Origin of the sequence: Christiangramia sp. OXR-203, assembly GCF_034372165.1 — a bacterium.
In the GTDB taxonomy this organism is placed as follows: Bacteria; Bacteroidota; Bacteroidia; order Flavobacteriales; family Flavobacteriaceae; genus Christiangramia.
Genome location: NZ_CP139698.1, coordinates 3,004,936 through 3,031,322, shown reverse-complemented (window position 1 = coordinate 3,031,322; position 26,387 = coordinate 3,004,936). Strand labels below are relative to the sequence as shown.

At 37.2% G+C, this 26,387-nt stretch carries 24 protein-coding genes and 1 tRNA gene; 23 read left to right on the top strand and 2 right to left on the bottom strand.

Annotation, left to right across the window (positions count from 1 at the left end):
- Nucleotides 1-31 precede the first annotated feature (31 nt).
- Nucleotides 32-328 (top strand): thioredoxin family protein, encoded by a 297-nt coding sequence (locus tag T8I65_RS13945; RefSeq protein WP_141878856.1) that lies wholly within the window; start codon nucleotides 32-34, stop codon nucleotides 326-328.
- On the opposite strand, the gene T8I65_RS13940 is transcribed toward T8I65_RS13945, so the two are convergent.
- Nucleotides 300-959, bottom strand: a complete 660-nt coding sequence (locus T8I65_RS13940) for a polysaccharide deacetylase family protein (protein WP_322301170.1) — start codon at nucleotides 957-959, stop codon at nucleotides 300-302. The two genes, T8I65_RS13945 and T8I65_RS13940, sit on opposite strands and share 29 nt — an antisense overlap.
- A gap of 46 nt (nucleotides 960-1,005) precedes the next feature.
- The gene (locus T8I65_RS13935; RefSeq protein WP_322301169.1) at nucleotides 1,006-4,314 is read right to left on the bottom strand and encodes a DUF2723 domain-containing protein; all 3,309 of its coding nucleotides are present in this window, start codon (nucleotides 4,312-4,314) and stop codon (nucleotides 1,006-1,008) included.
- Nucleotides 4,315-4,526: 212 nt separating this feature from the next.
- Here T8I65_RS13935 and T8I65_RS13930 point away from each other — a divergent pair.
- The 22 genes from T8I65_RS13930 to T8I65_RS13825 all read left to right on the top strand — a co-directional run bounded on the left by T8I65_RS13930 (nucleotide 4,527) and on the right by T8I65_RS13825 (nucleotide 26,387).
- Nucleotides 4,527-4,599 (top strand) — tRNA-Gln (locus T8I65_RS13930).
- 670 nt (nucleotides 4,600-5,269) lie between these two features.
- Nucleotides 5,270-5,743, top strand: coding sequence for a UpxY family transcription antiterminator (locus T8I65_RS13925; protein WP_322301168.1), 474 nt, complete (start codon nucleotides 5,270-5,272; stop codon nucleotides 5,741-5,743).
- A gap of 115 nt (nucleotides 5,744-5,858) precedes the next feature.
- Entirely contained in the window at nucleotides 5,859-6,872 is a 1,014-nt protein-coding gene (locus T8I65_RS13920; protein ID WP_322301167.1) for an NAD-dependent epimerase, read from the top strand.
- A gap of 28 nt (nucleotides 6,873-6,900) precedes the next feature.
- Nucleotides 6,901-7,689 (top strand): 3'(2'),5'-bisphosphate nucleotidase CysQ, encoded by a 789-nt coding sequence (gene cysQ, locus T8I65_RS13915; RefSeq protein WP_322301166.1) that lies wholly within the window; start codon nucleotides 6,901-6,903, stop codon nucleotides 7,687-7,689.
- Between the two features lie 35 nt (nucleotides 7,690-7,724).
- Nucleotides 7,725-8,600, top strand: a complete 876-nt coding sequence (gene rfbA / locus T8I65_RS13910; RefSeq protein WP_322301165.1) for a glucose-1-phosphate thymidylyltransferase RfbA — start codon at nucleotides 7,725-7,727, stop codon at nucleotides 8,598-8,600.
- Entirely contained in the window at nucleotides 8,597-9,610 is a 1,014-nt protein-coding gene (gene rfbB / locus T8I65_RS13905; protein ID WP_322301164.1) for a dTDP-glucose 4,6-dehydratase, read from the top strand. Before rfbA ends, rfbB begins: the two co-directional genes overlap by 4 nt.
- A gap of 336 nt (nucleotides 9,611-9,946) precedes the next feature.
- Entirely contained in the window at nucleotides 9,947-10,954 is a 1,008-nt protein-coding gene (locus tag T8I65_RS13900) for a mannose-1-phosphate guanylyltransferase (RefSeq protein ID WP_322301163.1), read from the top strand.
- Nucleotides 10,955-10,980: 26 nt separating this feature from the next.
- Nucleotides 10,981-12,096, top strand: a complete 1,116-nt coding sequence (gmd, locus tag T8I65_RS13895) for a GDP-mannose 4,6-dehydratase (protein WP_322301162.1) — start codon at nucleotides 10,981-10,983, stop codon at nucleotides 12,094-12,096.
- A gap of 36 nt (nucleotides 12,097-12,132) precedes the next feature.
- On the top strand, nucleotides 12,133-12,519 hold the full coding sequence (locus T8I65_RS13890) for a GxxExxY protein (RefSeq protein WP_322301161.1): 387 nt from the start codon (nucleotides 12,133-12,135) through the stop codon (nucleotides 12,517-12,519).
- A 93-nt stretch (nucleotides 12,520-12,612) separates the two neighbouring features.
- Nucleotides 12,613-13,578 carry a GDP-L-fucose synthase gene (locus T8I65_RS13885; protein ID WP_322301160.1) on the top strand — a complete coding sequence of 322 codons (966 nt, stop codon included), beginning with the start codon at nucleotides 12,613-12,615 and terminating at the stop codon, nucleotides 13,576-13,578.
- A gap of 6 nt (nucleotides 13,579-13,584) precedes the next feature.
- A complete protein-coding gene (locus T8I65_RS13880; RefSeq protein WP_322301159.1) occupies nucleotides 13,585-14,832 on the top strand; it encodes a hypothetical protein in 1,248 nt (415 codons plus the stop codon).
- On the top strand, nucleotides 14,825-16,105 hold the full coding sequence (locus T8I65_RS13875) for a hypothetical protein (RefSeq protein WP_322301158.1): 1,281 nt from the start codon (nucleotides 14,825-14,827) through the stop codon (nucleotides 16,103-16,105). Before T8I65_RS13880 ends, T8I65_RS13875 begins: the two co-directional genes overlap by 8 nt.
- Entirely contained in the window at nucleotides 16,102-17,499 is a 1,398-nt protein-coding gene (locus T8I65_RS13870; protein WP_322301157.1) for an O-antigen polymerase, read from the top strand. The genes T8I65_RS13875 and T8I65_RS13870 overlap by 4 nt, the downstream gene beginning before the upstream one ends.
- A complete protein-coding gene (locus tag T8I65_RS13865; RefSeq protein ID WP_322301156.1) occupies nucleotides 17,496-18,482 on the top strand; it encodes a hypothetical protein in 987 nt (328 codons plus the stop codon). Before T8I65_RS13870 ends, T8I65_RS13865 begins: the two co-directional genes overlap by 4 nt.
- Nucleotides 18,479-19,591, top strand: a complete 1,113-nt coding sequence (locus tag T8I65_RS13860; RefSeq protein ID WP_322301155.1) for a glycosyltransferase family 1 protein — start codon at nucleotides 18,479-18,481, stop codon at nucleotides 19,589-19,591. Before T8I65_RS13865 ends, T8I65_RS13860 begins: the two co-directional genes overlap by 4 nt.
- Nucleotides 19,581-20,408 (top strand): glycosyltransferase family 2 protein, encoded by an 828-nt coding sequence (locus T8I65_RS13855; RefSeq protein WP_322301154.1) that lies wholly within the window; start codon nucleotides 19,581-19,583, stop codon nucleotides 20,406-20,408. The genes T8I65_RS13860 and T8I65_RS13855 overlap by 11 nt, the downstream gene beginning before the upstream one ends.
- Nucleotides 20,408-21,154, top strand: a complete 747-nt coding sequence (locus T8I65_RS13850; RefSeq protein ID WP_322301153.1) for a glycosyltransferase family 2 protein — start codon at nucleotides 20,408-20,410, stop codon at nucleotides 21,152-21,154. Before T8I65_RS13855 ends, T8I65_RS13850 begins: the two co-directional genes overlap by 1 nt.
- Before the next feature lie 94 nt (nucleotides 21,155-21,248).
- A complete protein-coding gene (locus T8I65_RS13845) occupies nucleotides 21,249-22,436 on the top strand; it encodes an MraY family glycosyltransferase (protein ID WP_322301152.1) in 1,188 nt (395 codons plus the stop codon).
- Nucleotides 22,437-22,503: 67 nt separating this feature from the next.
- A complete protein-coding gene (locus tag T8I65_RS13840) occupies nucleotides 22,504-23,553 on the top strand; it encodes a hypothetical protein (RefSeq protein ID WP_322301151.1) in 1,050 nt (349 codons plus the stop codon).
- A gap of 100 nt (nucleotides 23,554-23,653) precedes the next feature.
- Nucleotides 23,654-24,403, top strand: coding sequence for a YjbH domain-containing protein (locus tag T8I65_RS13835; protein WP_322301150.1), 750 nt, complete (start codon nucleotides 23,654-23,656; stop codon nucleotides 24,401-24,403).
- Nucleotides 24,396-25,514 carry a YjbH domain-containing protein gene (locus tag T8I65_RS13830; RefSeq protein WP_322301149.1) on the top strand — a complete coding sequence of 373 codons (1,119 nt, stop codon included), beginning with the start codon at nucleotides 24,396-24,398 and terminating at the stop codon, nucleotides 25,512-25,514. The genes T8I65_RS13835 and T8I65_RS13830 overlap by 8 nt, the downstream gene beginning before the upstream one ends.
- Before the next feature lie 78 nt (nucleotides 25,515-25,592).
- Nucleotides 25,593-26,387 (top strand): polysaccharide biosynthesis/export family protein, encoded by a 795-nt coding sequence (locus tag T8I65_RS13825; protein WP_322301148.1) that lies wholly within the window; start codon nucleotides 25,593-25,595, stop codon nucleotides 26,385-26,387.

Below are 26,387 nucleotides of genomic sequence, written 5' to 3'. Positions count from 1 at the left end.
GGTAAATAACCGAAAAAATAAATACTGAATTATGTCAAAATTTGGTGAACTAGTAGATCTGAACATTCCGGTACTTCTGGATTTTTATGCTGAATGGAGCGAAGCTTCCGAAGCCATGCATCCGGTATTACGTGATGTCGCGGCCGCTTTAGGTGATAAAGCCAAGGTCATCAAGATCGATGTGGATAAGAATTCGCAGCTTGCTGAAGCCTTGAGAGTAAAGGGTTTGCCAACGCTTATGATCTACAGGGATGGTGAAATGAAATGGCGCCAAAGCGGTGAGCAGAATGCAAATACGCTTATTGGTCTTTTAAAGGAGCATCAGTAAGCCTTTTGAAAGTAAAGCCTTTTTCAGCATAGTATCTCAACACTCTGGGTAATACTTCCCTGAGATTTTTAAATGCCTTTTCTGAATCATGGAAGACGATCGTACTTCCAGCGGCAGCATTATTTATGACATTCCAGTAGCACTTTTCTGCTGAAATACTGTGGTCATAATCACCACTTATTACATCCCACATCACAATTTTATAATCTTGTTCCACAAGTTCTCGCGCCTGAGCATTCATGATTTTACCATAAGGCGGTCTGAAAAATTTTGTCTCTGGAAAAAATTTGTTAGTAGTAAATACTTGCTGAGTTTTCTGGGTATTCTCGATATAAGCAGCTTTGCCAGTTTTCCAGCCATTAAGATGATTATACGTGTGATTTCCCACTGCGTGTTCTTTTTCTAAAATACTTCGGAAGATTTCCGGGTGCTTTTCAACATTCTCTCCAATACAGAAGAAAGTAGCTTTTGCTGAATAGTCTTCGAGCAAATCCAGAACCCATGGAGTGATCTTTGGGATTGGGCCGTCATCGAATGTCAGATAGATAACATTTTCATCCTGTATTCTGGAAATACGTTTAGGATAAAGAAGTTTCAGGGCTGAAGGATATTTAGGTAGGAATAAACTCATCGATATTCAAAAATAAAAAACCCGGCGCAATTGGCCGGGTTTAATTTTATTGCTGATCACTTTGCAGCGAAACCGAATCGTCCGGTTGCTCTATGGGAGTTGCGCCATCCAGCGCTTCCAGTATCTCCTGTTGCGGAGATTTTGCTTCAGCATCTATTTCTTCATCCTCACGGTAGAAATGCCTGAACTTTTTTAGATAGGTATTGAATTCTTCGGCTTTTTCTCTGGCTGTCTCGCGATCCTCATAAACCATCATAATGTCAACCAGACCGCGGTAACGTTCCATATCTGTAATGATCTCATCTGCATATCTGTATTGACGTTCTACTTCCCAGTTACTATAGAATTCCAGGTTCTCCTGATATTTCTTAGTCACTTTTTCCCAGATCTCACGGGCTTTCTGAGGTTTATTAACTTCGTAATAACCGGTAATAAATGGTTCTAGTAACGTGTAATATTCATAATGCTCTACCGGCATATGTTCCATTCCCAGGTCAAGGATCTCTTCAGCATGTATAGTATCGCCTTCATTAAGGAGGTTTTCTGTCAGTCTTGCCAGGTTGCTTCTATAGGTAATAGAGTTTTTGCGGGTTTCAGGATCATGATAAATTTCTGAAGATCCCATATTTCCCCAATTCCAGTTCTTCACGATATTGTACATCTTCTCGGTATTCACACGACCCATATCGAATGGATTTCGGGGATCAAGAGGAGTTTGAATAGGAACCAGTTTATAGGTGACTCCTTCTAGTTGAAGATAATCTTTCATCCATAGATAATCATCATCTCCAAAACTTCCGCCGGTAAAATATATAGGGCGTTTCCAGTCGTTATTAGCAATAATGTCGAGCATCAACAACCTGTTTTTGTAAAGCACCTGGTCACCAATCTCAATATCGATATGATCAACGATCTCATCTGCTTCAGAACGGTCTACGATATTATTGTCCAGTACATTCTGTTTATCCACTGGGATTCGGACATATTTAGAAGGGAAGGTGTTGATCATGGATCCGCTTTGTAATTCGGCCATGGTTCTTGGGTCTTCATTCTGAATATAATTCATCCAGGTTTTGATACCAATAGTATCCTGAGTTACTTCACGCAGGAAGATAGCATCGTTCTTTCCATTATACCAGTCCTGTGGTAATTGCGACGGGATCGCATCACTATCAAAAGCTTTTCGCTTCATCTGGTCAATATACCAGTCGGTTGCCAGTAAACTTGTATTGATTACGCGAACATCGGTACGGTATTTTTCAATTTGCTGAACATACCATAGCGCAAAAGTATCATTATCACCAATGGTAAATATAATGGCGTTCTCGTCGATGGAATCCAGGTACATCCGGGCCATGGTAAGCGCCGTGTCTCTGCCGGAGCGATCATGATCATCCCAGTTTTCCGAAGCAAGCAGCGTTGGTACAGCAAGTAAACTTGCGATCACCACTACCGGAGCCAGAATTTTAGGACCAATCTTTCCTTTAAGTTTATCGAAGATGGCATAGACTCCAAAGCCTATCCAGATAGCAAAAACATAGAAGGATCCAACAAGTGCATAGTCTCGTTCTCTGGGTTCAAAAGGCCTTTCATTCAGATAAACTTTAAGCGCAATTCCTGTAAAAAGAAAGAACACCATAAGCACCCAGAAATTCTTCTGATCTCTTTTCATCTGAAAAATGAGTCCGATTAGTCCGAGTAGAAGCGGTAGGAAATAATAGGTATTTCGAGCTTTATTATTTTTTACATCTGAAGGTAAATTCTCTTGCGAACCAATATGCCATTCATCAATAAAATCGATTCCGCTGATCCAGTTTCCATGCAGATCTCCAAATTTTCCCTGGATATCATCCTGTCTTCCGGTGAAGTTCCACATAAAATAACGCCAGTACATATAGCCAACCTGATACTCCAGGAAGTAGCTGATGTTAGACGAGAATGAAGGTTTTTCTACATTGATATAATCGCTAAACTGTCTTAAGAAATTATGGTAGTCTTCCATATCTCTCTCACCACGGGAAAACTGAGAGCGGAATTCATTAATAGCACTTATAAGCCTTTCTTCATTTTGAAATTCTGGTTTGATCGTGAATTCCAGAGGACCGGTAAATTCCATGTAATTGGTAGCATGCTCGGTACTCCACATTCTTGGCAGAACAGCCTTATGATCATCGTCCAGGTTCTGGCGTGCGTTCTTATATTCATTAACGATCACATACTTTCCAAGTTCCTCGTCTTTTTCATATTGAGGTTTTCCATCACGATAAGGATTATCCTCATCAAGTCCGGAATACATCTCAGACCACTGAGGGCCATAAAATAAATGAGTTTCCCCATATTGTTCACGATTATAATAGGCGAGTAGCTCACGTGCATTGTCGGGACTATTTTCATTGATCACGGTTGGCGCATTACTACGTACCGGTAGCATTACCCAGCTGGAGAAACCAATTAGAACAAATAGTACACAAAGGAGTAGTGTGTTGTACTGATACAGGTTACGCTTGCGTGTTAGATTGATCAGGAAATAGAATACGGCGATGATCGCAAGTAGAGCGATAACCGTTCCCGTATTAAACGGCATTCCCAGGGAATTGGTAAAGAACAATTCTGAAGCAGAAAAGAAAGTAAGCGTATAAGGTAGTAGCAGTTTGAAGATAAACATAAGAACAGCGACCACGACCACGTTGGCGATGATGAAGTTCTTGACGGTAACCTTCTTATAGTTTTTAAAGAAATAAAGGAATCCGATTGCCGGAAGGGTCAACAGACCCATAAAGTGAACCCCAAAAGAGAGACCTATTACCAGGGAGATAAGAATGATCCAGCGATTTCCACGCGGAGTGAACATATCCCGTTCCCAGAGTAGTCCCAAATAAAACATGACCGACATAAAGCAGGCGGCCATGGCGTATACTTCGGCTTCCACGGCATTGAACCAGAAGCTGTCGGTAAAAGTAAATGCAAGTGAGCCAACAAGGGCACTTCCCAGAACGGCTATTTTCTTAGCATCGGTTAGAGTTTCACGAGGTCCGGCGATCTTTAGAACCAGTAAGCTTATAGACCAGAACATAAACATGATGGCTACAGCACTGGCAAAACCAGACATAAAATTGATCATGAGGGCGACCTGGGTATTGTCTGCCGCAAAAGTGGCAAAAAATGCGCCCATCATTTGATAGAAAGGAGCTCCCGGTGGGTGACCAACTTCCAGGTTGGCAGAGGTAGCAATATATTCACCGGCATCCCAGAAACTTGCCGTTGGTTCCAGAGTAAGTGTATAGGTGGTGAGGGCAATAAGAAAAACCAGCCATCCCAGGATTTTATTCCACTTACTGAAGTTGAAATCTGTCATAAATACTCGTGTAATTCTACTGAAGTGGCGAATTTAATAATAATATGCTGAATGCTTTACAAACGGAATGGAAAAGCGAATATTTTGGAAGTGTCTGGAAATGAATAGAAAATATATACTTTCAGAAAAAAAATGAAATTTTAATGAAAATCTTTTTGAAAAAGTTTGCGCGATAGAAACTTTGTCTTAAATTTGCATCCGCATTTAAGCATTGGCCTATGGTGTAACTGGCAACACGTCTGGTTTTGGTCCAGAAGAGTCTAGGTTCGAGCCCTAGTAGGCCAACAAAAATGTTAAAAACCCAAACTGAAAAGTTTGGGTTTTTTTGTTTTACAAATTATCAGGGCATGGAGCGTGTCCCGAGCCTGTCGGGGGAAGCTTGAAGAAAGGTGCTTGCCTAAGGATACTCTTGAAGTTGTTTATGAAATGAAATTTCATATCAGTAAATCTTATAGTGTGTAATCTTATAATAGCTTAGTTGCCATCCTGAGCCTGTCGAAGGAAGTCTGTCGGAGGGAGCCGGTCGAAATAGATGTTACAAGAGATAATGTTGTCATCCTGAGCCTGTCGAAGGAAGCCTGTCGAAGGGAGCTTCTGGAAGCAATCCTGCCGAGAAAATTCAGGTAAAAGCAAATAGAATATCTTCCTGAAAATTCTTATGGTAAGTACTCTCTAACAATGTTATTACAACCCTGAATCTGATTAAATAAAGTCGACCGCACTAAATCAAAAGCGAACCTTAACATTATAAACTCGTCGAAATTTTACTATCGCCTGTCTTCCGGGATGATAACGACCATTTAATTAACCTCAGCTCCACAACTTCCAGAAAAGTATCAGGTGTTGAATTTGAAGCTTGTAAAAAATTGTTCCCTGCCTGAAATTTCCGAACTTTACATCAGAATAGTTTATGCACCCTACTGTGAAACCGAATACTCATTAAACCCGTCGCAGTATGCCCTGGTACGTAGTAAGAACCAAATCACAACACGAGATCAAAACTTCAGAATATCTATCCAAATTAGGAATAGATATATTCTGCCCTACAATAGTGGAAGTCCGTCAATGGAGTGATCGTAAGAAGAAAGTCACCGTTCCATTATTCAGATCCTATATCTTTGTAAATATCGTTGAAAGCGAAAGGTCAAAGGTTTTTGATGCTCCCGGTGTGGTTAATTTTTTACAATGGCTCAATAAACCTGCAATCGCGAAGGATGCTGAGATCGAAGCTATACGCTCCTGGCTTAATAATGATAAGATCTCAGATCTGGAAGTTACCCAGTTTAAACCCGGAGATCAGGTAAAACTAAAATCCGGTAAAATGGCCAATCAAACAGCAGTGATCAAAGAGGTTGGTGATAAAAAGCTGAAACTGATCCTCGAAGAACTTGGATGGATACTTACAGCCAGCGTGCACGACGTGGTTTAGGAACACTTAGCTCCTTAAAATTATATTTTATCGGTTTAATCCAATATTTTAGCAGCGAACTGACAGGACACGGATTGTTTTCTGCAGTTTTTGATCGTTTGAGCTTATAATCTTTATGAAGATATTAGTTACCGGGGCAGCCGGATTTATTGGATTTCACCTGTGCAAAAAACTTTTGCAGGAAGGTCATACCGTAATTGGTCTGGATAATCTCAATGATTATTATTGCCCTTCCCTTAAAATTGCACGTCTTGCCGAATTAGGAATTATTACAGCGGCAGATTCCGCATATAATCAGCCGGTGAAGAGTCAGCAATATACCGATTTCATATTCTACAAGATGGATCTTCAGGATCGCGAAAACTTACCTGGACTTTTTAAAACTTATAAGTTTGATCTGGTGTGCAATCTGGCTGCGCAGGCAGGAGTACGATATAGCATCGAAAATCCTCAGGCTTATATTGATAGTAATCTTGTGGGGTTTGCTAATATTCTGGAATGCTGCCGACTTTACAACATTAAAGATTTTGTTTATGCCAGTTCTTCCAGTGTATATGGACAGAATAAAAAAGTTCCATTTTCCGAAGAAGATAGAGTAGATGAGCCTGTTAGTTTATATGCGGCAACGAAGCGCAGCAATGAACTAATGGCGTATACCTACAGTCATCTCTACGGAATTCGCTGTACAGGTTTGAGATTTTTTACAGTATACGGACCCTGGGGAAGACCAGATATGGCGATGTTTCTATTTGTAAATGCTATCAAAAATGGAGAACCTATCCGGGTGTTTAACGAAGGGAATCTGGAAAGAGACTTTACCTTTGTAGATGACATCATTAATGGAGTGAATGCGGTGATCAATGATTCGGAAACAGATAAAAATGCACTACACCGCATATTTAATATTGGAAATAGCCAGCCGGTAAAATTGCTGGATTTTATTGAGCAAATTGAAACACAGCTGGGGATTAAGGCTAAAAAGAATCTGATGCCCATGCAGCAGGGAGATGTGAATAGAACCTGGGCAGACTCCCGGCCGCTTATGGAACGCTATGGCTATAAGCCGAAGGTAGATATAAAAGAAGGAATCAAAAGATATCTTGAATGGTTTCAGCGATATTATAAATAATCACAAATTACGAGAAGACTTTTATCATATGGACAAGAATTTAGAGATTGCGATCAAAGCATCATTGGAAGCGGGAAAGCGGATCATGGAAATTTATGAGCATGAAGACTTTGAAGTAGTATTAAAGAATGATGACTCTCCACTTACCAAAGCAGATCTGGCATCACATGAAATCATCATGCAACATCTTTCTGCTACAGATATTCCGGTACTTTCAGAAGAGGGTAGGGATCTTTCTTATGAAGAGCGAAAGCACTGGTCTAGCTTATGGATCGTGGATCCTATCGATGGTACGAAGGAATTTATTAAGAAAAATGGGGAGTTTACAGTAAATATTGCCCTGGTTAGGGATCAAAAACCCGTGATGGGAGTGATCTATGTTCCGGCGCTTAAGGAACTGTATTACGCTGCTGAAAATATGGGTTCTTTTAAGGTAGATGATATCGTAGATTTCGACGGAATGGAAAATTTAGAATCTTCCGCAGTAAAACTTCCGAAGAAAAATCTGAATAAAAAATTCACCGTAGTAGCGAGTAAATCCCATCTTTCCGAAGAAACTAAAGATTATATCAGTCAGCTTGAAGAAAAGCACGGAGAAGTAGATAGCATTTCTAAGGGAAGTTCTTTAAAGCTTTGTATGGTAGCTGAAGGTAAGGCAGATGAGTATCCGCGTTTTGCTCCAACCATGGAGTGGGATACGGCAGCGGGACAGGCGATCTGTACTTTTGCTGGTAAGACTGTGTATGATCATAATACAGGTGAAGAAAGGTTGTATAATCGCGAAAACCTGCTGAATAACTGGTTTCTGGTTAAATAGCTAGATTTGTAGCAATGCCATATAAATTTTAGAAAATGAAAGGAATTATTCTTGCCGGAGGTTCAGGTACCCGATTATATCCTATTACTAAAGGAGTGTCCAAGCAGTTGCTGAATGTGTATGATAAGCCAATGATCTATTATCCGCTTTCAGTATTAATGCTTGCCGGGATCAGGGAGATTCTAATTATTACAACACCACAGGACAGAAGTAACTTTGAAAAACTACTAGGTGATGGAAGTGATCTTGGTATGAACTTTCAATATGCTGTACAGGAATCACCAGATGGTCTTGCGCAGGCTTTTATCATCGGGGAAGAATTTATAGATGGAGATGACGTTGCTCTGATTCTCGGGGATAATATTTTCTACGGACATGGATTTACAAGTTTGCTTCGGAAGTCGGTCGCTACTGTGGAACAGGAGAAGAAAGCCGGAGTTTTTGGATACTACGTAAATGAGCCATCCAGGTACGGGGTGGCAGAATTTGATGCTGAAGGGAACGTTCTAAGCGTAGAAGAAAAGCCGGAAATACCAAAATCCAATTATGCGATCGTAGGGCTGTACTTTTTCCCAAATTCGGTTGTGGAAGTTGCTAAAAATGTAAAGCCCAGCAAAAGAGGTGAACTGGAGATCACTTCGGTGATCCAGTCATATCTGGAGGATCAAAATTTGAAAATGGAGATCATGCACAGGGGTTACGCCTGGCTGGATACGGGAACTCATGAATCTATGCTGGAAGCAGGCAATTTTATTCATACCCTGGAAAAAAGACAGGGACTTAAAGTAGCCTGCCTGGAAGAGATCGCTTATGAAAAAGGCTATATAAACAAGCAGGATCTGGCGCAACTTGCAGGAAAACTGGGGAAATCATCCTATGGTGAATATTTATTAAAGAGAGCAGGACAATGAACGATCTAAACAAAACGATCCTGGTAACCGGTGGTGCTGGTTTTATAGGATCTAATTTTATACCCTATTACCTGGAGCAAAATCCGGAACAGCATATTATTAATCTGGATGCACTTACCTATGCCGGTGATCTGGAGAATCTAAGCGAAGTGGAATCCAACCCTCGCTATCAATTTATAAAAGGAGACATCCGCAATCGTGAGCTGCTGGAAAAGATCTTTCAGGATCATAATATCCACGGAGTTGTTCATTTTGCTGCGGAATCTCATGTAGATAATTCTATTAGTAACCCAGGTGTTTTTATCGAAACCAACGTGAACGGAACTTTTAATCTTCTGGATGCTGCGTTTAAGACTTGGATGAAAGCGCCTTTTGAATACAGGGAAGAATTTAGAGATTGTAGATTTCATCATATATCGACCGATGAGGTTTACGGAAGTCTTGGTGATACCGGATATTTTACTGAAAAAACCCCATATGCTCCAAACTCTCCTTATTCGGCAAGCAAGGCAGCTTCAGATATGGTCGTGCGTAGTTACCATCATACTTATGGAATGAATACGGTCATTACAAATTGCTCTAATAATTACGGTCCCAAGCAGCATAAAGAAAAGCTGATCCCAACGATCATTCGTAAGGCTATAAGCAGGGAGGATATTCCTATCTATGGCAACGGAAAGAATGTGCGTGACTGGTTATATGTGCTGGATCATGTAAAAGCGATCAGTTTGGTTTATACGGAAGCTAAAGCAGGCGACGTATATAATATTGGAGGTGACGCAGAAATGCAGAATATAGAGCTTGCTCAAAAGATCTGTAAATTGCTGGATGAACTTAAACCGAAGGATTCCGGAAGTTATAGTGAACAGATCACCTTTGTTAAGGATAGAGCCGGGCATGACCAGCGGTACGCTATAGATGCCAGTAAGATCAGGTCTCAATTGAACTGGAAAGCTGAATCAAAATTTGAAGATGCGTTGATGGAAACAATAAAATTTTATCTAAAATAATATCATTCTAATTTTTGCTTAGTCCGAAATTTTAAGGTTTAATTAATATCAAATAGTTAATATTGATTCCATGTTTCTGAGTATTTTCTAAGATTATTCTTATTTCACAAATTAAAGGGGAATAATCCCCTTCTCAACCGTTAAAATTTTAACAAATTTAATTTTTACAGGCCGATTATCCAGCCTAATTTTGCTGCATCTAATCAACCTGATCTGCTTAACCCTACTTATGTGTTCTTGGTCGATCCCGACCAAGGATTTTCCTTCAGGTTTTACTAAAATATTATTACGGGAGTTACTTTATGTGACTCACGACGGCGAAGCCCTGTTTTCATTATGACTAAAATTATTCATGTTTTGTTGACCGGTGGAGTTGGTAGCCGACTATGGCCACTTTCCAGGAAGTCAAGACCTAAGCAATATATAGACCTGTTCGGGGGATACTCCCTTTTTGAACTGGCAGTTTTAAGAAATCAATCTTTATGCGATCAATTAATAGTCGTGGGAAATTGTGATAATCATGATCACTCACTTCACTCCTTGTCCAAACTTGGGATCAGTGATTCCAAAACCAGGAATATAGTAGAGGCAGCGCCCAGGAATACAGCAGCTGCGATCGCATTTGCTGCTTTTGCGGCGAGTGCAGAAGATATACTGGTGGTTACCCCGGCCGATCATATTATCGAAAATGATAAGGCATACCAGAAGGCGATTGAGGAAGCGATCAACCTGGCAAAAGAAAATAACCTAGTAACTTTTGGAGTTCAACCAGACAGACCGGAAACCGGCTATGGATATATCGAATTTTCCGGGAATGATGTGATTGGATTCCGGGAAAAACCAGATGCTAAAACTGCCGAGGGCTTTTTACAACAAGGCACATTCCTCTGGAACAGTGGGATGTTTTGTTTTAAAGCTGCTACTTTTCTTCAGGAACTAAAAAAATTCGAGCCTGAAGTTTACTATAAAGCACTGAGTGCATGGGAAAGTTCAGATGACGGCATGCTCAAATTAGAAGAGTCCATGCAGATCCCTTCCATAAGTGTGGATTATGCAGTAATGGAAAGGAGTGATAAGATCAAGGTCATCCCGGCTAGTTTTAGCTGGAGTGACATGGGAAGTTTTCAAGCGATCTATGATCACCTTATCAGCAATGGTCATAAGATTGACGACAATGGAAACATGGTGATAGGCAGTGATAAATTTACCGCCTTTGTGGGGCTTAGAGATACGATCATGGTCTGTACAGAGGATGCGAATCTCTTGTTGCAAAAGGAATGTTCGCAGGATGTAAAGCAGGTATTTACAGATCTGGAAAGTTCCAGGCCGGAATTAATAAACTAGATAATCGATAGTAGTTCATATAAAGAATGAGTAAAGTAGCATTTATAACCGGGGTCACCGGACAGGATGGAGCCTATTTAAGTGAGTTCCTTTTAAAGAAAGGTTATACAGTACACGGTCTTAAAAGAAGATCTTCACTGTTTAATACAGATCGTATTGATCACTTATACCAGGATCCTCATGAAGATAACCTGAAGTATATCCTGCATTATGGGGATATGACAGATTCCACGAATCTTATCAGGTTGATCCAGGAGATACAGCCAGACGAGATCTATAACCTTGCCGCTATGTCTCATGTAGCAGTTTCATTTGAAACTCCGGAATATACTGGTAATGCAGATGGTTTGGGAACTTTACGGATCCTGGATGCTGTAAGACTATTAGGTCTGGAAAAGAAGACAAGAATTTACCAGGCATCTACTTCAGAGCTTTATGGAAAAGTGCAGGAAGTGCCACAGTCTGAAACTACGCCATTCTATCCACGTTCTCCATATGCTGTCGCAAAAATGTATGCTTTCTGGATCACGGTGAATTATCGTGAGGCTTATGGCATGTATGCATGTAACGGAATTCTGTTCAATCACGAATCTCCGCTAAGAGGGGAAACATTTGTTACCCGTAAGATTACCAGGGCAGCTTCAAGGATCGCTTTGGGTCTTCAGGATAAATTTTACCTGGGGAACCTGGATGCGCAAAGAGACTGGGGACATGCCAAGGATTATGTACGTATGATGTGGATGATCCTTCAGGCAGAAGAGGCGGAAGACTGGGTGATTGCTACAGGTAAAACAACTCCGGTAAGAGATTTTGTACGTATGGCTTTTGCTGAAGTTGGTATAGAACTCGAATTTAAAGGAGAAGGTGTAGACGAAAAAGCGTATGTAGTATCCTGTTCCAATCCCGATTTTCAAATTGCTGAAGGAAAAGAGGTGCTGGCGGTAGATCCAAAGTATTTCAGACCAACTGAAGTTGATCTATTAATAGGAGATGCTACCAAAGCAAATACCAAGCTGGGCTGGACTCCGGAATATGATCTTCAAGACTTGGTAAAGGACATGATGCAAAGTGACGTTAAACTCATGCAGAAAGATCAATACCTAAAAGATGGAGGGTATCAGATTCTTAATTATTTCGAATAACTAGATCGCACGGATTAATAATAAGATTTCACGGATTTGTCAGCACTACTGTTTGAGAATGAAACTTATAAGATCATAGGTGCTTGTATGAAAGTTCATAAAGGCCTCGGTCACGGTTTTCTTGAATCAGTATATCAGGAAGTGTTAAGTAAGGAGTTTAATAAGTTTTCAATTCCTTTCGAAGAACAAAAAAAGCTCAATCTATATTACGAAGGTGAAAAACTGGAGAAATATTTCAAAGCTGACTTTCTTTGCTACAACAAAATTATAATTGAATTAAAATCAGTAGCTTTTTTAAACAAGAGTCTAGAGAGCCAGGTGATCAACTATTTGAAAGCCACAAACAAGGAGGTTGGTTTACTAATCAACTTTGGAGAAAAGAGTCTAAAATGGAAACGCTTCGTTAATACGGAAAATTCTTAGAAGGAATCCGCGCAATCTGCCATAATCTGCGCAATCAACTGAGAAAACAATACAGCGGTCAGAACACCTAACACACCGTAAGAAAGAATTAGAATGAACAAGAATACCAAAATATACATCGCCGGGCATAGAGGAATGGTTGGTTCTGCTATATGTCGAAAGCTCGAGAAAGAGGGCTACACCAATCTAATTGGCAAAACCAGTAGCGAGCTAGATCTCCGCAACCAGCAGGCCGTTAAGGATTTCTTCGAAACTGAAAAACCGGAAGTAGTCATTGATGCTGCGGCGAGAGTTGGAGGTATTTTAGCAAACAATGATTATCCCTACCAGTTTTTGATGGAGAACATGCAGATCCAGAATAACTTGATCGATTTCTCTCATAAGACTGATGTTAAGAAATTTATCTTTTTAGGTAGTTCCTGTATTTACCCAAAACATGCTCCGCAACCACTTAAGGAAGAATATTTACTCACAGATAGCCTGGAGCCGACTAATGAATGGTATGCGATTGCTAAAATTGCCGGTGTAAAAGCCTGTGAGGCGATCAGGAAACAGTTTGGAAAGGATTACGTAAGCCTGATGCCAACGAATCTCTACGGTACCCATGATAATTTTGATCTGCAAACCTCTCATGTGTTACCGGCCATGATCCGGAAGTTCCATGAAGCTAAGCTGAAAATGGAAGAGACTGGCGACAGTGAGCCTGTCGAACTATGGGGTAGCGGATCTCCCATGCGAGAATTCTTATTTGTAGATGATCTTGCTGATGCAGTTTGTTTCGCTTTAGAAAATAAACTTCCAGAGAATCTTTATAACATTGGGACTGGAAAGGACCTAACCATAAAGGAACTGGCAGAAACCATTCAGAAAATTGTAGGTCATACCGGGGAAATAGTTTGGGATAGTTCCAAGCCAGATGGTACGCCACGTAAATTGATGAATGTAGACAAATTGAAGGGTGCCGGATGGAAATACTCGGTAAACCTGGAACAGGGCATTCAAAGAACTTATGAATGGTTTTTAAGTAACCAGGATAAATTTAAAGAAGTCAAATTATAATTGAAGGTGAAGGCTGCTCTTTCCAATATTAATAAAGGTTTCCTAATTTCTACCAAATTTGGACACCTAATTAATCAAATACTATATAGTGCATTCTCATTTGGAGTGTCCTTTATTGCAGCAAGGTTATTAACTGTAGGTCTATTCGGTGAATTTTCTTATGCAATATCTTTATTTCCATTATTGGGTATAGTGCCCCTATCTTTTATTCATTTTCCTTTTATGAATTTTTATTCGAAATGGGGAAAAAAGAAGAATGAATTTTATACTGGAAATTTAATAATAGCTACGGTTTTAATCTTCATTATCTCTTTGTTTCTCATTGGGATTCTTATTCTTACTAATACTCTCAAGGAATATCTTCCTTTAATTTTCACTTATTTTTTTCTTTATCAGATTTATGATTTTCAGAGAAAAGTGAATTTAACCATATCGAATATTTTATTGCTCAATATTACTGAACTATCCCGGGTGACACTATTACTTGTTGGGTTAATAATATTGAATTATATGAATATGTTCACTTTAAATTTTTTTTTAATCACTTTAGTTTTAGTTCTTATAACTAGTTTATTAATACCAGTATGTTTCTCCAAAAAGCATGAATTTAATTTTGAGAAATTGGCTTTTGCTAAAATATATAAGGAGTCCTTTCAATTTGGAAAGTTTATTTTCTTGTCAAATGTTGTACAAAACATTAGTGCTAATTTATTTTTATACATAAGTGTTTTTTTGCTTTCAACTGATTCAATTGCCAGACTAAATGCTCCAAAAATCATATTAGGGGTTAGCTCTATTTTCCTATTAAGTATGGATAACTTTTATACACCGAAAATTGCAGAAAGAATTAATGGAAATAAGAGAGATATCTCGCATGAAGTTTTTAAAATTTTTAGAGATATCAAAATATTTTATATAATTCTAGTTATTGGTTGCATATTTTTAATAACCATACAAGACTTTATAATTCAAATATTGTTTGGGGCAAAATATGCTCAAGGTGAAAATTTTCTTTGGGGTTTTATAGTGGTTGGTCTTTTATATTCATTCTCTCGTCCTTTTTTAATTGTTATTCGTGTTTTTGAGCGAACGAAATTTTTATTTATATCATCTTTATATATATTGATTTTTACAATGCTTTTAACCTATCCGTTGATGCATTATTTTGGTGCTTTGGGAGGTATATTGACCATGATACTAAGCGCTCTATTTCAGTTATCCATTTTTATTTTCGATTTTAAACGTAATGCTTAAAAATTTTTTACAGGAATCTTTTGAAGAGTTAAACCAGACCTATAATTATTGCGTCCTTCGAAACTATGAAGGATTACCTGAATTTGCTGGGAATGATGTGGATATTCTTATAGAGCCTCAGAATCTGAAACAGATAGAAGAAGTATTTAAGGCTAAGGCAAAATTGAATAATTTACATTTTTTAAAAAGTGTATCCCGATTTGGTTATAAAGGCTTGTATTTTTTTGACTTAAACGTTTCAGAGGTTATATTAATTGATTTATTTTCTAGCCTTCAAAAAAGATGGAGGAAATATATTGATTCTTCTTTAGTTTTAGAAAACAGAATGAAGTTCAATGGTTTTTACGTAATAGATCCCCTACACGAAATATTTTCAATTGCTTTAAAGGAAATACTAACCTATGGCTACATCCGTGATAAATACAAAGGGCGCTTTCAGGAAATAGATATAGATTTTGAAAAGATCAGACATCTTGCAATTAAAATTTTAAGTGATGCAGAAGTCCAAATATTAATTGAATATTTGATAGATTTTCAAAAAGATAATAGTCCCGATTCAATAAATCTATCACTAAAAGGAAAAGAGTCTTTTCTAAATGTATTTCAATACAGTTGTAATTTTGTAAAAGGAAAAATTATTAATTTATTGGGGGTAAACCCTGTTGTTTGTTTGATAGGGCCTGATGGTGTTGGTAAAAGTACAATGTCCAATGCTTTGTCCAATACTGTCACCGGCGCCAATCTTTTTTCAAAATCTACAGTATATCACCATCGATATGAAATTCTTCCAGCTTTAAATAGTATTCTAAATATTAACAATGAGAATGAAAATAAAGTAATTGATGAAAGTAAGACAATCGGTAAGGCACACCCAGTTTGGAAAAATTTAATTTATCTAACATATTACAGTTTAGACTTTTTCCTAGGTTGGGTAATAGTAATAAAGGCAAAGTTGAGAAACGAGTTTATAATATTTGACCGGTATTATTACGATTTCTTCATTCAAAATCATTACTCTTCCTTACCCAATTGGATATATAAATTTTTCTATTGGTTTCTTCCTAAGCCGAATGTTGGAATTTTCTTATATGCTAATCCATATCAAGTGGTTGAAAGAAAAAAGGAGTTAACTATTGAAGAGCATTTGATTCAAAACGAAAAATGTTTTTACGTTATGAAAAACGTTTTTACGAAACCGATATTTCTTAATTGCAATGGTGGTTTGTCTGTTTCCAAGAAGAAGATTAAAGAAACAATCACAAAATTATTTTGAGAGACTACATTTATTTCTTAATTGGAACCTTTCTAGTGTTTGTTTCATTTTTTAGTTGTTTACTCTTCGATATTCCAATATTTTTAGAAACGTGGGTAGCTTTAGGATTTATAATTTTTTCAATTATTACGAAAGAATTTGTGCGATTATTTTACTTTAATAAAGGAAATTTAACATTATTAATTTTCCTTACATTCTATTTAATCTTAGTTATTGCGGAACCTTTATATTCAATTATTTCATCAGGTGATATCAGTTATGAGCACAAGTTTGGATATTATAATAACGATTCCTTTATAATAGTTGGAATTTCACATTCGCTGTTTTTATTAAGCATACTCATATTTAATTTAAAACTTTCTAATGAAAAAAATTCACTAACAGTAATTCCGCCACCTAAGGTTAGTTCAAAATTATTTTTTTTCTTCTTTTTTCTTTTTATTCTTGGTCTAATCCCGTACTTAAAAGATGGGTTGCAGGGTTTTTTAAATCTGATTCTTAGTTCTAGGGCTAATGGAAATAGCCAATTTGAAAACACCGGGATTGGTAACTCAAACCTTTTGATACATCTAAGTACTATTCTAATTAGTGTAGGTACGCTAAGCGCATTTTATTTAATTCATAGTCTAAAAGGGAGAATTCATAAATACATATTATGGACAATTTTTGCGATATCGCTTTTAATTATTGGTAGTAGTGGAACAAGAACTAGGGTAATTCTTCTATTAGTACCTTTAATATCCTACATTTTATTTTTGAAGAAAAATTTAATTATAGATATTTCAAACAGAAAGATTCTGTTCTTCTGTATAGCAGGAATAGTGTTACTATCGCTAATGGTGGAGTTTCGTAATGTTGGATTTGATACACTAACTACCTCAGAAATTTCTCAGCCTAAGTTTGACGGATTAGACCTTAACAACGAATTTGTATATATAGTAGATAATTTTCAAGATCCGGTCAACGGTCGCTCACTTTTCGAAACAATTCTATTACCTATTCCAGAGCAAGTTTTTAAATTTATTACTAATCCAATTCCCAGAATTATTTATCCAGATAAATATTTAGATCCTAGTTTTGCGGTTTTTAATATGAAGAGGATAGGGTATACAGGGCTGGATGAAACATTTAATATAACACCGACCATATTTGGTAGATTTTATTTATTATATGGTTTTGTTGGTATCATTTATCTATCCTTGGTAACAGGTTGGATTTTAAGGGTATTAGAAAATAAAATTAATAAATCTGAGAATGCCTATTCACTTATCCTACATTTCAGTTTTCTAGCATTCTTATGCCAATCATTGAGGGATCTAAGCCCTGGCTGGATTTATTCCTTCGTTTTTCTTTATTTAATTATATATTTAATCAAAAAGGCTAGAGTAGCGTGAAAAATCTCACCCCTTTTTTAGGTAATTATTTTAATTTAATTTGTGGAAAGTTTGAAACTACAGTTTTAAAAGACTTAGTGAATTACTATCCGATAAACTCTTTGAAAAAAAGAATAATATATTTTTATTTGCAAACTTTGTTCTTTACAAGGTTATATAAAATCTTTCCGACCTTTCAAAATAATCAAATAAAAAGCAAGCTTAGAAAAATTGACATTTTAGCAAAACAATATTTTGTCTTTAGTCAAGACGTTACTTTAAGGAAAAGGCTTTATGCAATTGGTATTGATTATGAGAATAAAGCTTTTTTTACAAAAGTTATTTGGGGTGCTGAAAAGGAATTTGCAATTAAGGAATTAGAAGTGGAAAAATATTTTGGGCGAGCTTTATTGGAAAAATCTCATTTACCAAAGCAGGTATTTCGTTCTGATGAAAATATAGTTTTACTTTATGATTTACTTCCTAAGACATCCAAAATTCTTAATCAAAGACCGTTGTCTCTTTATTCTGATTTTTTAGAGAATAATCTGGATAGAGGCTTATTGCATCAAGTTTCTATTAAGGATTTTAATGAATTTGATTGGTGGCTTTCATTTCATTCAACCAGGCATAAAAATTTTCAGGATTATTTTATGCAAGTAGTTTCCGACGAAGACAAGTTTTATGTAATGTTTGCCCATGGCGATTTGGGTTCAGATAATTTAATTGATGTTGATGGAGAATTGCGAATAATTGATTGGGAGAAGTCTCATACTCATGCCCCAAAAATTACTGATTATTTGGGTATACAATTGGGTAATCATCATCATTCAATTATTAGGGATAAAAATTTAAAAAAATCACCTGGAAGTCTTTGCAAATTTTATAGTCAATTTATTGATAGTGAATTGTTTTCCTTTCCAGAATTTTTATTGGGTTTGTCTTTTTATTTAGGCACTAACTTCAATTTAGCAGAATTTTTAATTACTGATTTCGAAGTATGAAAATAGCATTGGATAATATTATTTATAGTCTGCAGAAATCAGGTGGCATTAGTAAAGTTTGGACAAAAATCTTGGAGATATTTTTGAATAAAGAGGATCTGTCTTTTTATTTCGTTGAAAATAATTATAGAAACAATATTTTTAGTTCTACCCTAGATTTTGCTGATCTGCCTAGCAAAAAATCTAATCGAATACCTAATTCAATAAAAAAATTTCTGCCCGTATATCTAAAAAATGAAGTAGATATTTATCATTCGAGTTATTATAGGCCACTTTCCAGAAAGAATAATACTAAAACTAAAGTGGTTGTAACCGTGCACGACTTTATTTATGATAAATATGAAATAAATTGGGTGAAAAGGAAACTTCATATTTTTTTAATGAAGCGCGCACTTTATCAGGCAGATGCAATTATTTGTATTTCCAATAATACAAAAATGGATTTATTACAATATTATCCAGAGCTCAAAAAGAAACGAATATTTATAGTCTCTAATGGAGTTGATGAAGAATTTAGATCAATTGAAGAGATAACTAAAATTGAGGTGAAAGGGACGAGCATAGAATCAAAAAAATTTCTTTTATATGTCGGAAACAGAGGCTATTGTAAGAATTTCGATTTTGTAGTTTCCTTGTTTAAAAGTAAACGATTTATAGATAAAGGGTTTAAATTAGTATTAGTTGGTGGAGGAGATTTGTCAAAAGATGAACTAAGGAAGTTTGAAGTTTCTAATCTTAAATGTGGGAATATTATCAAATTAGAAAAGATTAATAATCAGGATTTAAATATACTGTACAATAATGCTCTTGCACTTCTTTTTCCATCCTTCTATGAAGGATTTGGAATTCCGGCTCTAGAAGCGGCAAAGGCTGGGTGTCCTGTCTGGGCTTCCAACAGTTCTTCTATTCCGGAGATACTGGGGCCTAACTATAATTATTTTAATCCGCATAACTGGAAAGACGCTGAGAAAAAATTCAGTAAAATATTGGATGTCAAAGAAAGAGATAAATTAATAGAAGAAGGAAAGTTTCGTGCTCAAATGTTTAGCTGGGAAAAATGTGCTAACGAGACTTTGGATGTGTATAAAATCGTTTTGGATGGGAGATAGTTTCATGTCAGCTATTATTCTTACTTACAATGAAGAAAATATTCTTGCAAAATGTTTATCAGCATTAAATTTTGTCGATGAAATAATTGTGTTTGATTCTTTCAGCACCGATAAGACTTTGGATATAGCTCGTGATTTTGGAGCGACTGTAATTCAAAGAAAGTTTGATAATTATGCAAATCAGAGAAATGCCGCTTTAAAAGAAATAAGCCCAAAATCAGATTGGGTATTAATGGTTGATGCGGACGAAATTGTTCCTCAGGAACTGAAAACTGAAATTTTAAGTACTATTTCTGAATCCAATCCTGCATTCTTATATAGAGTACGTAGAAAGGATATGTTTCAGGGCAAATGGATTAAACAAAGTAGCGGATATCCTACTTGGTTTCCAAGATTATTTAAGAATGGAGAGGTAAGGGTTGAACGTGAAATCAATGAGGAATATTTCACAGAAGGTAAAGAAGGAAAGCTAATGGAACATTTGATTCACTTTCCATTTAATAAGGGTTTGAGCTGGTGGTTCGATAAACACAACCGTTATTCTCTTATGGAAGCTGAAAAGCTAAAGGAAGAATTAAATGAAGAGGTTGAAATAAGGGATCTGCTTTCTAAAGATCCTGTTCTTAGAAGAAAAACACAGAAGAGACTTATATATAAATTGCCCTTTAAACCATGGATAGTATTTATAGGACTATATGTGTTTAGGGGCGGTTTTCTGAATGGTAAGGCAGGATATACTTTTTGTAAGCTTAGAAAAACTTATGAATGGATGATAGATCTAAAATTAAAGGAGCTTTCCGAAAATTATTCTAAATAATGAAAATCTCAATTATAACAGCAACTTTTAATAGTGCCGCAAATATTGCTTCGGTTATCTCAAGCCTTGAAGAACAAGATTATCCAAACATTGAGTGGCTGGTTATAGATGGAAAATCTAAAGATGATACCTTATTAAAGGTAGAAAGATATCAGGGTCAAAAAAATATCATATCTGAAAAGGATAATGGTATCTATGATGCTCTAAATAAAGGTGTCAACTTGGCTACAGGCGAAATTATTGGCTTGGTACATTCCGATGATTTTTTAGCTACTTCAAATATCATTTCAGAAGTGGCACTTGCTTTTCAGGAAAATGGTGTAGACGGAGTGTATGGAGATCTTCAGTATGTGAATAAAGAGGACACTTCTAAGATAATTCGATATTGGAAAAGTAAGCAATTTGCTTCAGATTTATTGAAAAAAGGTTGGATGCCGGCGCACCCTACTTTATTTCTTAGAAAAGAAGTATATGAGAAACATGGCAACTTCAATTTAAATTACAACATTGCTGCAGATTATGATCTAATGTTGCGTATATTTTCTGATTCCAATTTAAAATTTAAATACTTACCTAAAGTAATTACAAAAATGAGAGTAGGTGGGGCAAGCAATCGTAGTATAAAAAACATAATTATGAAATCAAAAGAAGACTTTTCTGCGATTTCTGCAAACAAGATTGGTAATCCTTATAGAATATTGATTTCTAAAAATTTAACGAAGGTAAAGCAGTTTTATCTACGTTAAAATTTTTAACTTTGTATTCAAATTAATCGACCAAAAACCATATCTCCCTACAAGATGCAGGTTAAATTGTATTTAACCCTATAATCTATTTAGAATGAATATTTTAGACCATCAGGTGCTTCTGGATCTTTTCCATAGCAATTTCGGTTTCTTTACTGCTTCTACCTTCCTGTTAGCCTTTATCCTTACCTGGTATTTTATACCGAAGGTTTTATGGGTTAGCCAGGAAAAAAGACTGGTAACCGAGATCAATCATCGTAGTTCACATACACTTAAAGTTCCCGCTTTTGGAGGGGTGGCTTTCTTTGTAGTCTTGATTCTCATCATTTGTTTGCTCCAAAGCTTAAGAACTTCCTTTACCGGGAATCATTTGATCATTGGGCTTACTTTACTCTTTATGGCTGGACTTAAAGACGATCTGGTAATATCTACCGCAAAACTGAAGCTGGTTAGCCAGGTCTTTGCTGCAGGATTTATCATATTCTCACCCGAGTTGCATCTGGAAAGTCTTAATGGATTTCTAGGGATTGGTAACTTGCCACTTATAGCAGGCTATATTTTAAAACTCTTTATAGTTGTTGCTCTCATCAATGCTTACAATCTTATTGACGGTATCGATGGTCTGGCAAGTATTGCAGGGATCGTCATATGCAGTGTTTTTTCTTTCGTATTTTTTACGGTAAAAGAGCCTTACTATGTTTTGATAAGTATAAGCGTTGTGGGAATTCTGGCGGCCTTCCTACGCTTTAATTTTTCAAATTCCCGTAGAAAGATCTTTATGGGAGATGGTGGATCGCTTATCATAGGGTTTATTATTGCCTTTCTTAGTTTAAAGATCCTGGTAATGAAACATTCTCCTGAAATGATGGCGGAAGGATTTATGCCTGAAAACAGACCTCTTTTTTTATTATCTGTTCTCTTTTTACCAGTGTTTGATACTCTTAGGGTGATGATCATCAGGCTTAGAAATGGGAAAAGTCCTTTTGAAGCAGATCGTAATCATTTACATCATGTCATGCTAGATAATAAAATGAGCCATGTGCAGGCAAGCATGAGTCTTGGTTTTATAAATCTTGGGGTAGTGGGCGTTTATATACTAGCGGGACCATACCTTAATAGTATGTTATTATCGGGACTAATGCTTGTCGGTTTTGTTTTTATGGCTCTGGTTTTTGAAACCCTTAAAAAAAGAGCTGAATACTACAAAGAACATATTACACTGCGGCCAAATGGGGTACGAATTAAACTTCGAAAAGTATTGCGTGCAGCGTCGATCTATTAAATCTTAACTACTAATTCTAACTATACTCAACTTCAATTTCAATTAATCTTTTTTTAAAACCAATTTTATGAAACATAGCTTTACCAATGTACTTGCGCGTCCTGCGCTTTATGTAAGTCTTGCATTTGCAGGTCTTATGCTAACTAACTGTAGCAACGACGATGACAACACTCCGGAAGAATTTGAATTCGAAGAACAATTCGAAGATATAGGTGAAATGCCTGAACTTGATATCGAAGAGATCACTTTAGAAGAAGTAGATCTTGGAGGAGTAGAACAATCAGAAGCTACAGCAAATGTACTTAGTGACTTGGAAGCCGGTGGAGATCTTAGCGCAGAAACCCAGGCGAATTTAAATACAGCAGATAATTTTGCGGCTACCTTACCCGCCGGAGTTCAGGATGAGGCAGCAAATTTAACCGATGCTCGTATAGATGAGATCCTTGCTATGAGTTCATTGGATGGTGATCTTGCTGAAGCAGCAACAGCACTGGAGAATGCTCCGGCAGATGTTCTGGCATTATTGCCAACGATCAATTTTAGTGCAGATTTTGATACAGCTTCTGCACTATCCAGAAACGGACTTGACCTGGATTCAAAAAATGAATTTAGTGAAACTTTTCAGGAAGGACCTTGTTATGATGCTGCGAATGAGGCATTTGATGCTGCCCTTGAAGAGCCTACAGCAACACTTGCTTCACAATTGGAAGAAATCACCAATTATGAAAATGATAAGGTTTCCAATGCTAATACTATAAAGGAATCTGCTGAGACTAATATTACTGCTGGAACTCAAACTTACCTTGCTGAGATTGCGACTGCTTCCAAAGCACTATTGGCTTATGCACAGGCGACCGATGATGATGCTCGTGCTGCTGCACTTAGAAAGTATGCGGTACTTTACCTGATCAAAGGAAAATCTGATGTTTCTAAATGGAATTCTGCAGCCAACGCTTTAGTAGCACAAAGATTGACCGAGAACCTGGCGAGAATCACTGCCCAGATCTTAAGTCTTGAAAATACTGCAAATGGTAATTTTGAACAGATAAGAACCAGAGCTTTAACCGTATTAAATACAGCCTTGAATACCTGTCATAACCAGGGTGGTGGTAACTAATATTTAATGATCAATCTATAACTGCCCTTTCACAATGATTATTGATGATTAGGGCAGTTTTTATATCTATAAATTGCTAAGCTTAAGGTATATATTTTTATTGTTATCTACTTCAGTATTTTCCCAGGTGAACATCATGGGAAAGCCTGGTACTGTAAATACTCCTACAGCATTGTGGCTGGAGGAACAACCTTTGGGTCTCTCCGTAGCAAGATTGCCAGGGGAATACAGCATGTTTACACGAGAAATAGGGGATGAGGTTTACTTCTACAACGCCCGGGTTAATTTTACTACTTTCCTGGCCGCTAACCTGAGCATTGCCTATAGAAGAGAAATAGCTGAGCAAAACAGGCTAGGAATTGGCGATCGCCAGTTTGATCTTCGAATTAAGTTACTGAATGAAAAAAGATGGGTACCAGCTATCGTTTTTGGTATCTCACCACCAGGTTCTGCTGCTCCCTATCTCTCCCATGATTATATTGTATTAACTAAAAACTTCGAACACTCTTTGGGAGATCTCCAAGTATCAGCTGGATATGGTTCTCCCTACGTATTCCGTAGAGAAAAAGACTCCGACAGCTACTTCGATGTTTTTGTGGAAAAGAAATCAGATTTTCTGGATACTAATTACTTATCAGGATTTTTTGGATCTATTATATACAAGCCGGTTGCCTGGAGCGGACTTATGCTCGAGCACGACTCTAATACTATAAATGCAGGTTTATTTGTAACTCCTTTAAATTGGTTGAGCCTGCAATTAACCAGTTATGAACTTAAAGAATTCAGCTATTCGGCTTCTGTGAATTTTAAACTGGATTTGTTACCGCAAAAGCTTAGAACTGATGAATAGGATACTGGCTTTTATCGTGCTGTTAGTTTTTGCTGCGGAAGCCTCCTCTCAACAACTTAAGGATAGTCTGCGACAGTCTGGTTTTGAAAATGTTTTGCTGTATCCTTCCGTAGAAGGTGAGCAAGTGATCTTTGAAAATCGCATTTATAGAAATCCTGGCTTCAGTTTGATCCAAGCCATGAATCCTAAAGCTTCAGAAGAAAAATATGAATATTTTCCACTTCATCACAATAATCTTGTGGCTGGTTATTCAGAAGACTTTCAAATTCTGGAGGTCGAGCAAGAGTTGCGTAGTTTTTATCAAGAGGCTAATAAGCCATTTAAAAACTATCGCTGGCAGTTTCGTATTCAACCCAGGCTGGCTAATCGCTTTGGTTTTTATACAGATCCTTTCCAGACGAAGTTCAATATCATTTTAGATACAAGGATTTATTTCGCCAGAGGTCTTAGTCTTCAAACTGGACTGAGCATTCCGGTAAACAATAATTATGATAACCAGGGGATGAAGTTACGAGCTGCTCCTACGATGCTGCACTATTTCAACCAGCCGTGGAATGATCATTTTATAGCAGCCAGTGTTGGTGGTTTTTACAATGACCGGTATGGTCTGGATCTCGAATATCGTTATGCTGATCTAAGATCTAACTGGAGTTTTGGTCTTGGTGCAGGATTAACCGGATTCTACTGGCTCAATGGTTTTGAGAAATATAGTACTTCTATGAATGAACTCTACCTGGTAGCCGATACCGAGTGGCGAACAGGAATTCAGAATACCAGCTTGAAATTAAGTGCGGGACAGTTCCTGTATGAGGATAAAGGAGTTCGGCTGGATCTCATCAAACAATTTGCGCAGGCTGAGGTAGGATTGTATGCCTCCAGAACAGATATAGGAACTACCGGAGGTTTTCAGTTTGCATTTAGCTTATTTCCCGGCTCTATTCTTCGCGGGAAGAAGATGGAGCTTAGAACTACTGAAGAATATAGGTATGAGTATACCTATAACAATGAACAACCGGTTGCGGCTTCTTACAGAATTGGAATGCCCAGGTTGTCTAATGTCCTGAGAAATTATCACCAGGACTGGGTTCGTTTCCTTGGAGAGTTAAGATAAGCGAACACCTAGTCTGATGTTAAATAATTGTGAAAGAAAAATTAAAGAATAGTATATTCGCGCCAAAGTTTTGAACCTATGAAGTATCCCCAGATCTTTAAATTCATTCAGATTTTCACCTGCCTTCTATTGCTTTCATCCTGTGTTTCCAGAAAGGAAATAGTTTATTTCCAGGGACTGGAACAGGCCGGAGAGCGACTGGAAGAAAATATAGATAAAAGTCTCAAATTAAAATCTAACGATCTTTTGACCGTTGTTGTATCTGCTCCGGAGCAGGCTGCAGCGATGCCTTTTAATCTCCCGGTAATGGGGATGCCAGAGCAGGGTGCTACCAATGGATTGATGGTTATAGGAAGACAACAGTTACAAACGTATCTGGTAGATGGAGATGGGAATATAGAATTTCCAGTACTTGGAACTGTCAACGTAGCTGGTCTTACCAGGCAGGAGCTTCAGAATAAATTAAAAGATTCTATTAGCGAATATGTACAGAGTCCTATCGTAAATATCAGATTGGTAAACTTCCAGGTTAGCGTGCTGGGAGAAGTGAACCGTCCGGGAACTTTTGATGTTCGGGATGAATATCTTACGCTTCCAAAAGCACTTGGACTGGCCGGAGATCTAAATATCTATGGAAAAAGAAAGAATGTACTGGTCATGCGTGAAGATGGTGGTAAAAAGACCTATGAATACCTGGATCTTACCAATCCAGAAGTAGTGGATTCTCCATTTTATACACTTCAGCAAAATGATGTGGTTTATGTGGAACCAAATGGTGCACAGCTGCAAAGTGCCAGTTATAATCGTAATGCAGGAGTTTATATTTCCATCGCGTCTGTCCTTATTTCACTCGTGGTATTAATAACAAATTAG

Coding starts and splice junctions, on each gene's coding strand:
- T8I65_RS13935 (WP_322301169.1), bottom strand. CDS start 4,314: ATGACAGATTTCAACTTCAGTAAGTGGAATAAAATCCTGGGATGGCTG.
- T8I65_RS13900 (WP_322301163.1), top strand. CDS start 9,947: ATGACTAAAATTATTCATGTTTTGTTGACCGGTGGAGTTGGTAGCCGA.
- T8I65_RS13850 (WP_322301153.1), top strand. CDS start 20,408: ATGAAAATCTCAATTATAACAGCAACTTTTAATAGTGCCGCAAATATT.
- T8I65_RS13875 (WP_322301158.1), top strand. CDS start 14,825: ATGCTTAAAAATTTTTTACAGGAATCTTTTGAAGAGTTAAACCAGACC.
- rfbB (WP_322301164.1), top strand. CDS start 8,597: ATGAACGATCTAAACAAAACGATCCTGGTAACCGGTGGTGCTGGTTTT.
- rfbA (WP_322301165.1), top strand. CDS start 7,725: ATGAAAGGAATTATTCTTGCCGGAGGTTCAGGTACCCGATTATATCCT.
- T8I65_RS13920 (WP_322301167.1), top strand. CDS start 5,859: ATGAAGATATTAGTTACCGGGGCAGCCGGATTTATTGGATTTCACCTG.
- cysQ (WP_322301166.1), top strand. CDS start 6,901: ATGGACAAGAATTTAGAGATTGCGATCAAAGCATCATTGGAAGCGGGA.
- T8I65_RS13925 (WP_322301168.1), top strand. CDS start 5,270: ATGCCCTGGTACGTAGTAAGAACCAAATCACAACACGAGATCAAAACT.
- T8I65_RS13825 (WP_322301148.1), top strand. CDS start 25,593: ATGAAGTATCCCCAGATCTTTAAATTCATTCAGATTTTCACCTGCCTT.
- T8I65_RS13940 (WP_322301170.1), bottom strand. CDS start 959: ATGAGTTTATTCCTACCTAAATATCCTTCAGCCCTGAAACTTCTTTAT.
- T8I65_RS13840 (WP_322301151.1), top strand. CDS start 22,504: ATGAAACATAGCTTTACCAATGTACTTGCGCGTCCTGCGCTTTATGTA.
- T8I65_RS13845 (WP_322301152.1), top strand. CDS start 21,249: ATGAATATTTTAGACCATCAGGTGCTTCTGGATCTTTTCCATAGCAAT.
- gmd (WP_322301162.1), top strand. CDS start 10,981: ATGAGTAAAGTAGCATTTATAACCGGGGTCACCGGACAGGATGGAGCC.
- T8I65_RS13855 (WP_322301154.1), top strand. CDS start 19,581: ATGGGAGATAGTTTCATGTCAGCTATTATTCTTACTTACAATGAAGAA.
- T8I65_RS13830 (WP_322301149.1), top strand. CDS start 24,396: ATGAATAGGATACTGGCTTTTATCGTGCTGTTAGTTTTTGCTGCGGAA.
- T8I65_RS13945 (WP_141878856.1), top strand. CDS start 32: ATGTCAAAATTTGGTGAACTAGTAGATCTGAACATTCCGGTACTTCTG.
- T8I65_RS13885 (WP_322301160.1), top strand. CDS start 12,613: ATGAACAAGAATACCAAAATATACATCGCCGGGCATAGAGGAATGGTT.
- T8I65_RS13860 (WP_322301155.1), top strand. CDS start 18,479: ATGAAAATAGCATTGGATAATATTATTTATAGTCTGCAGAAATCAGGT.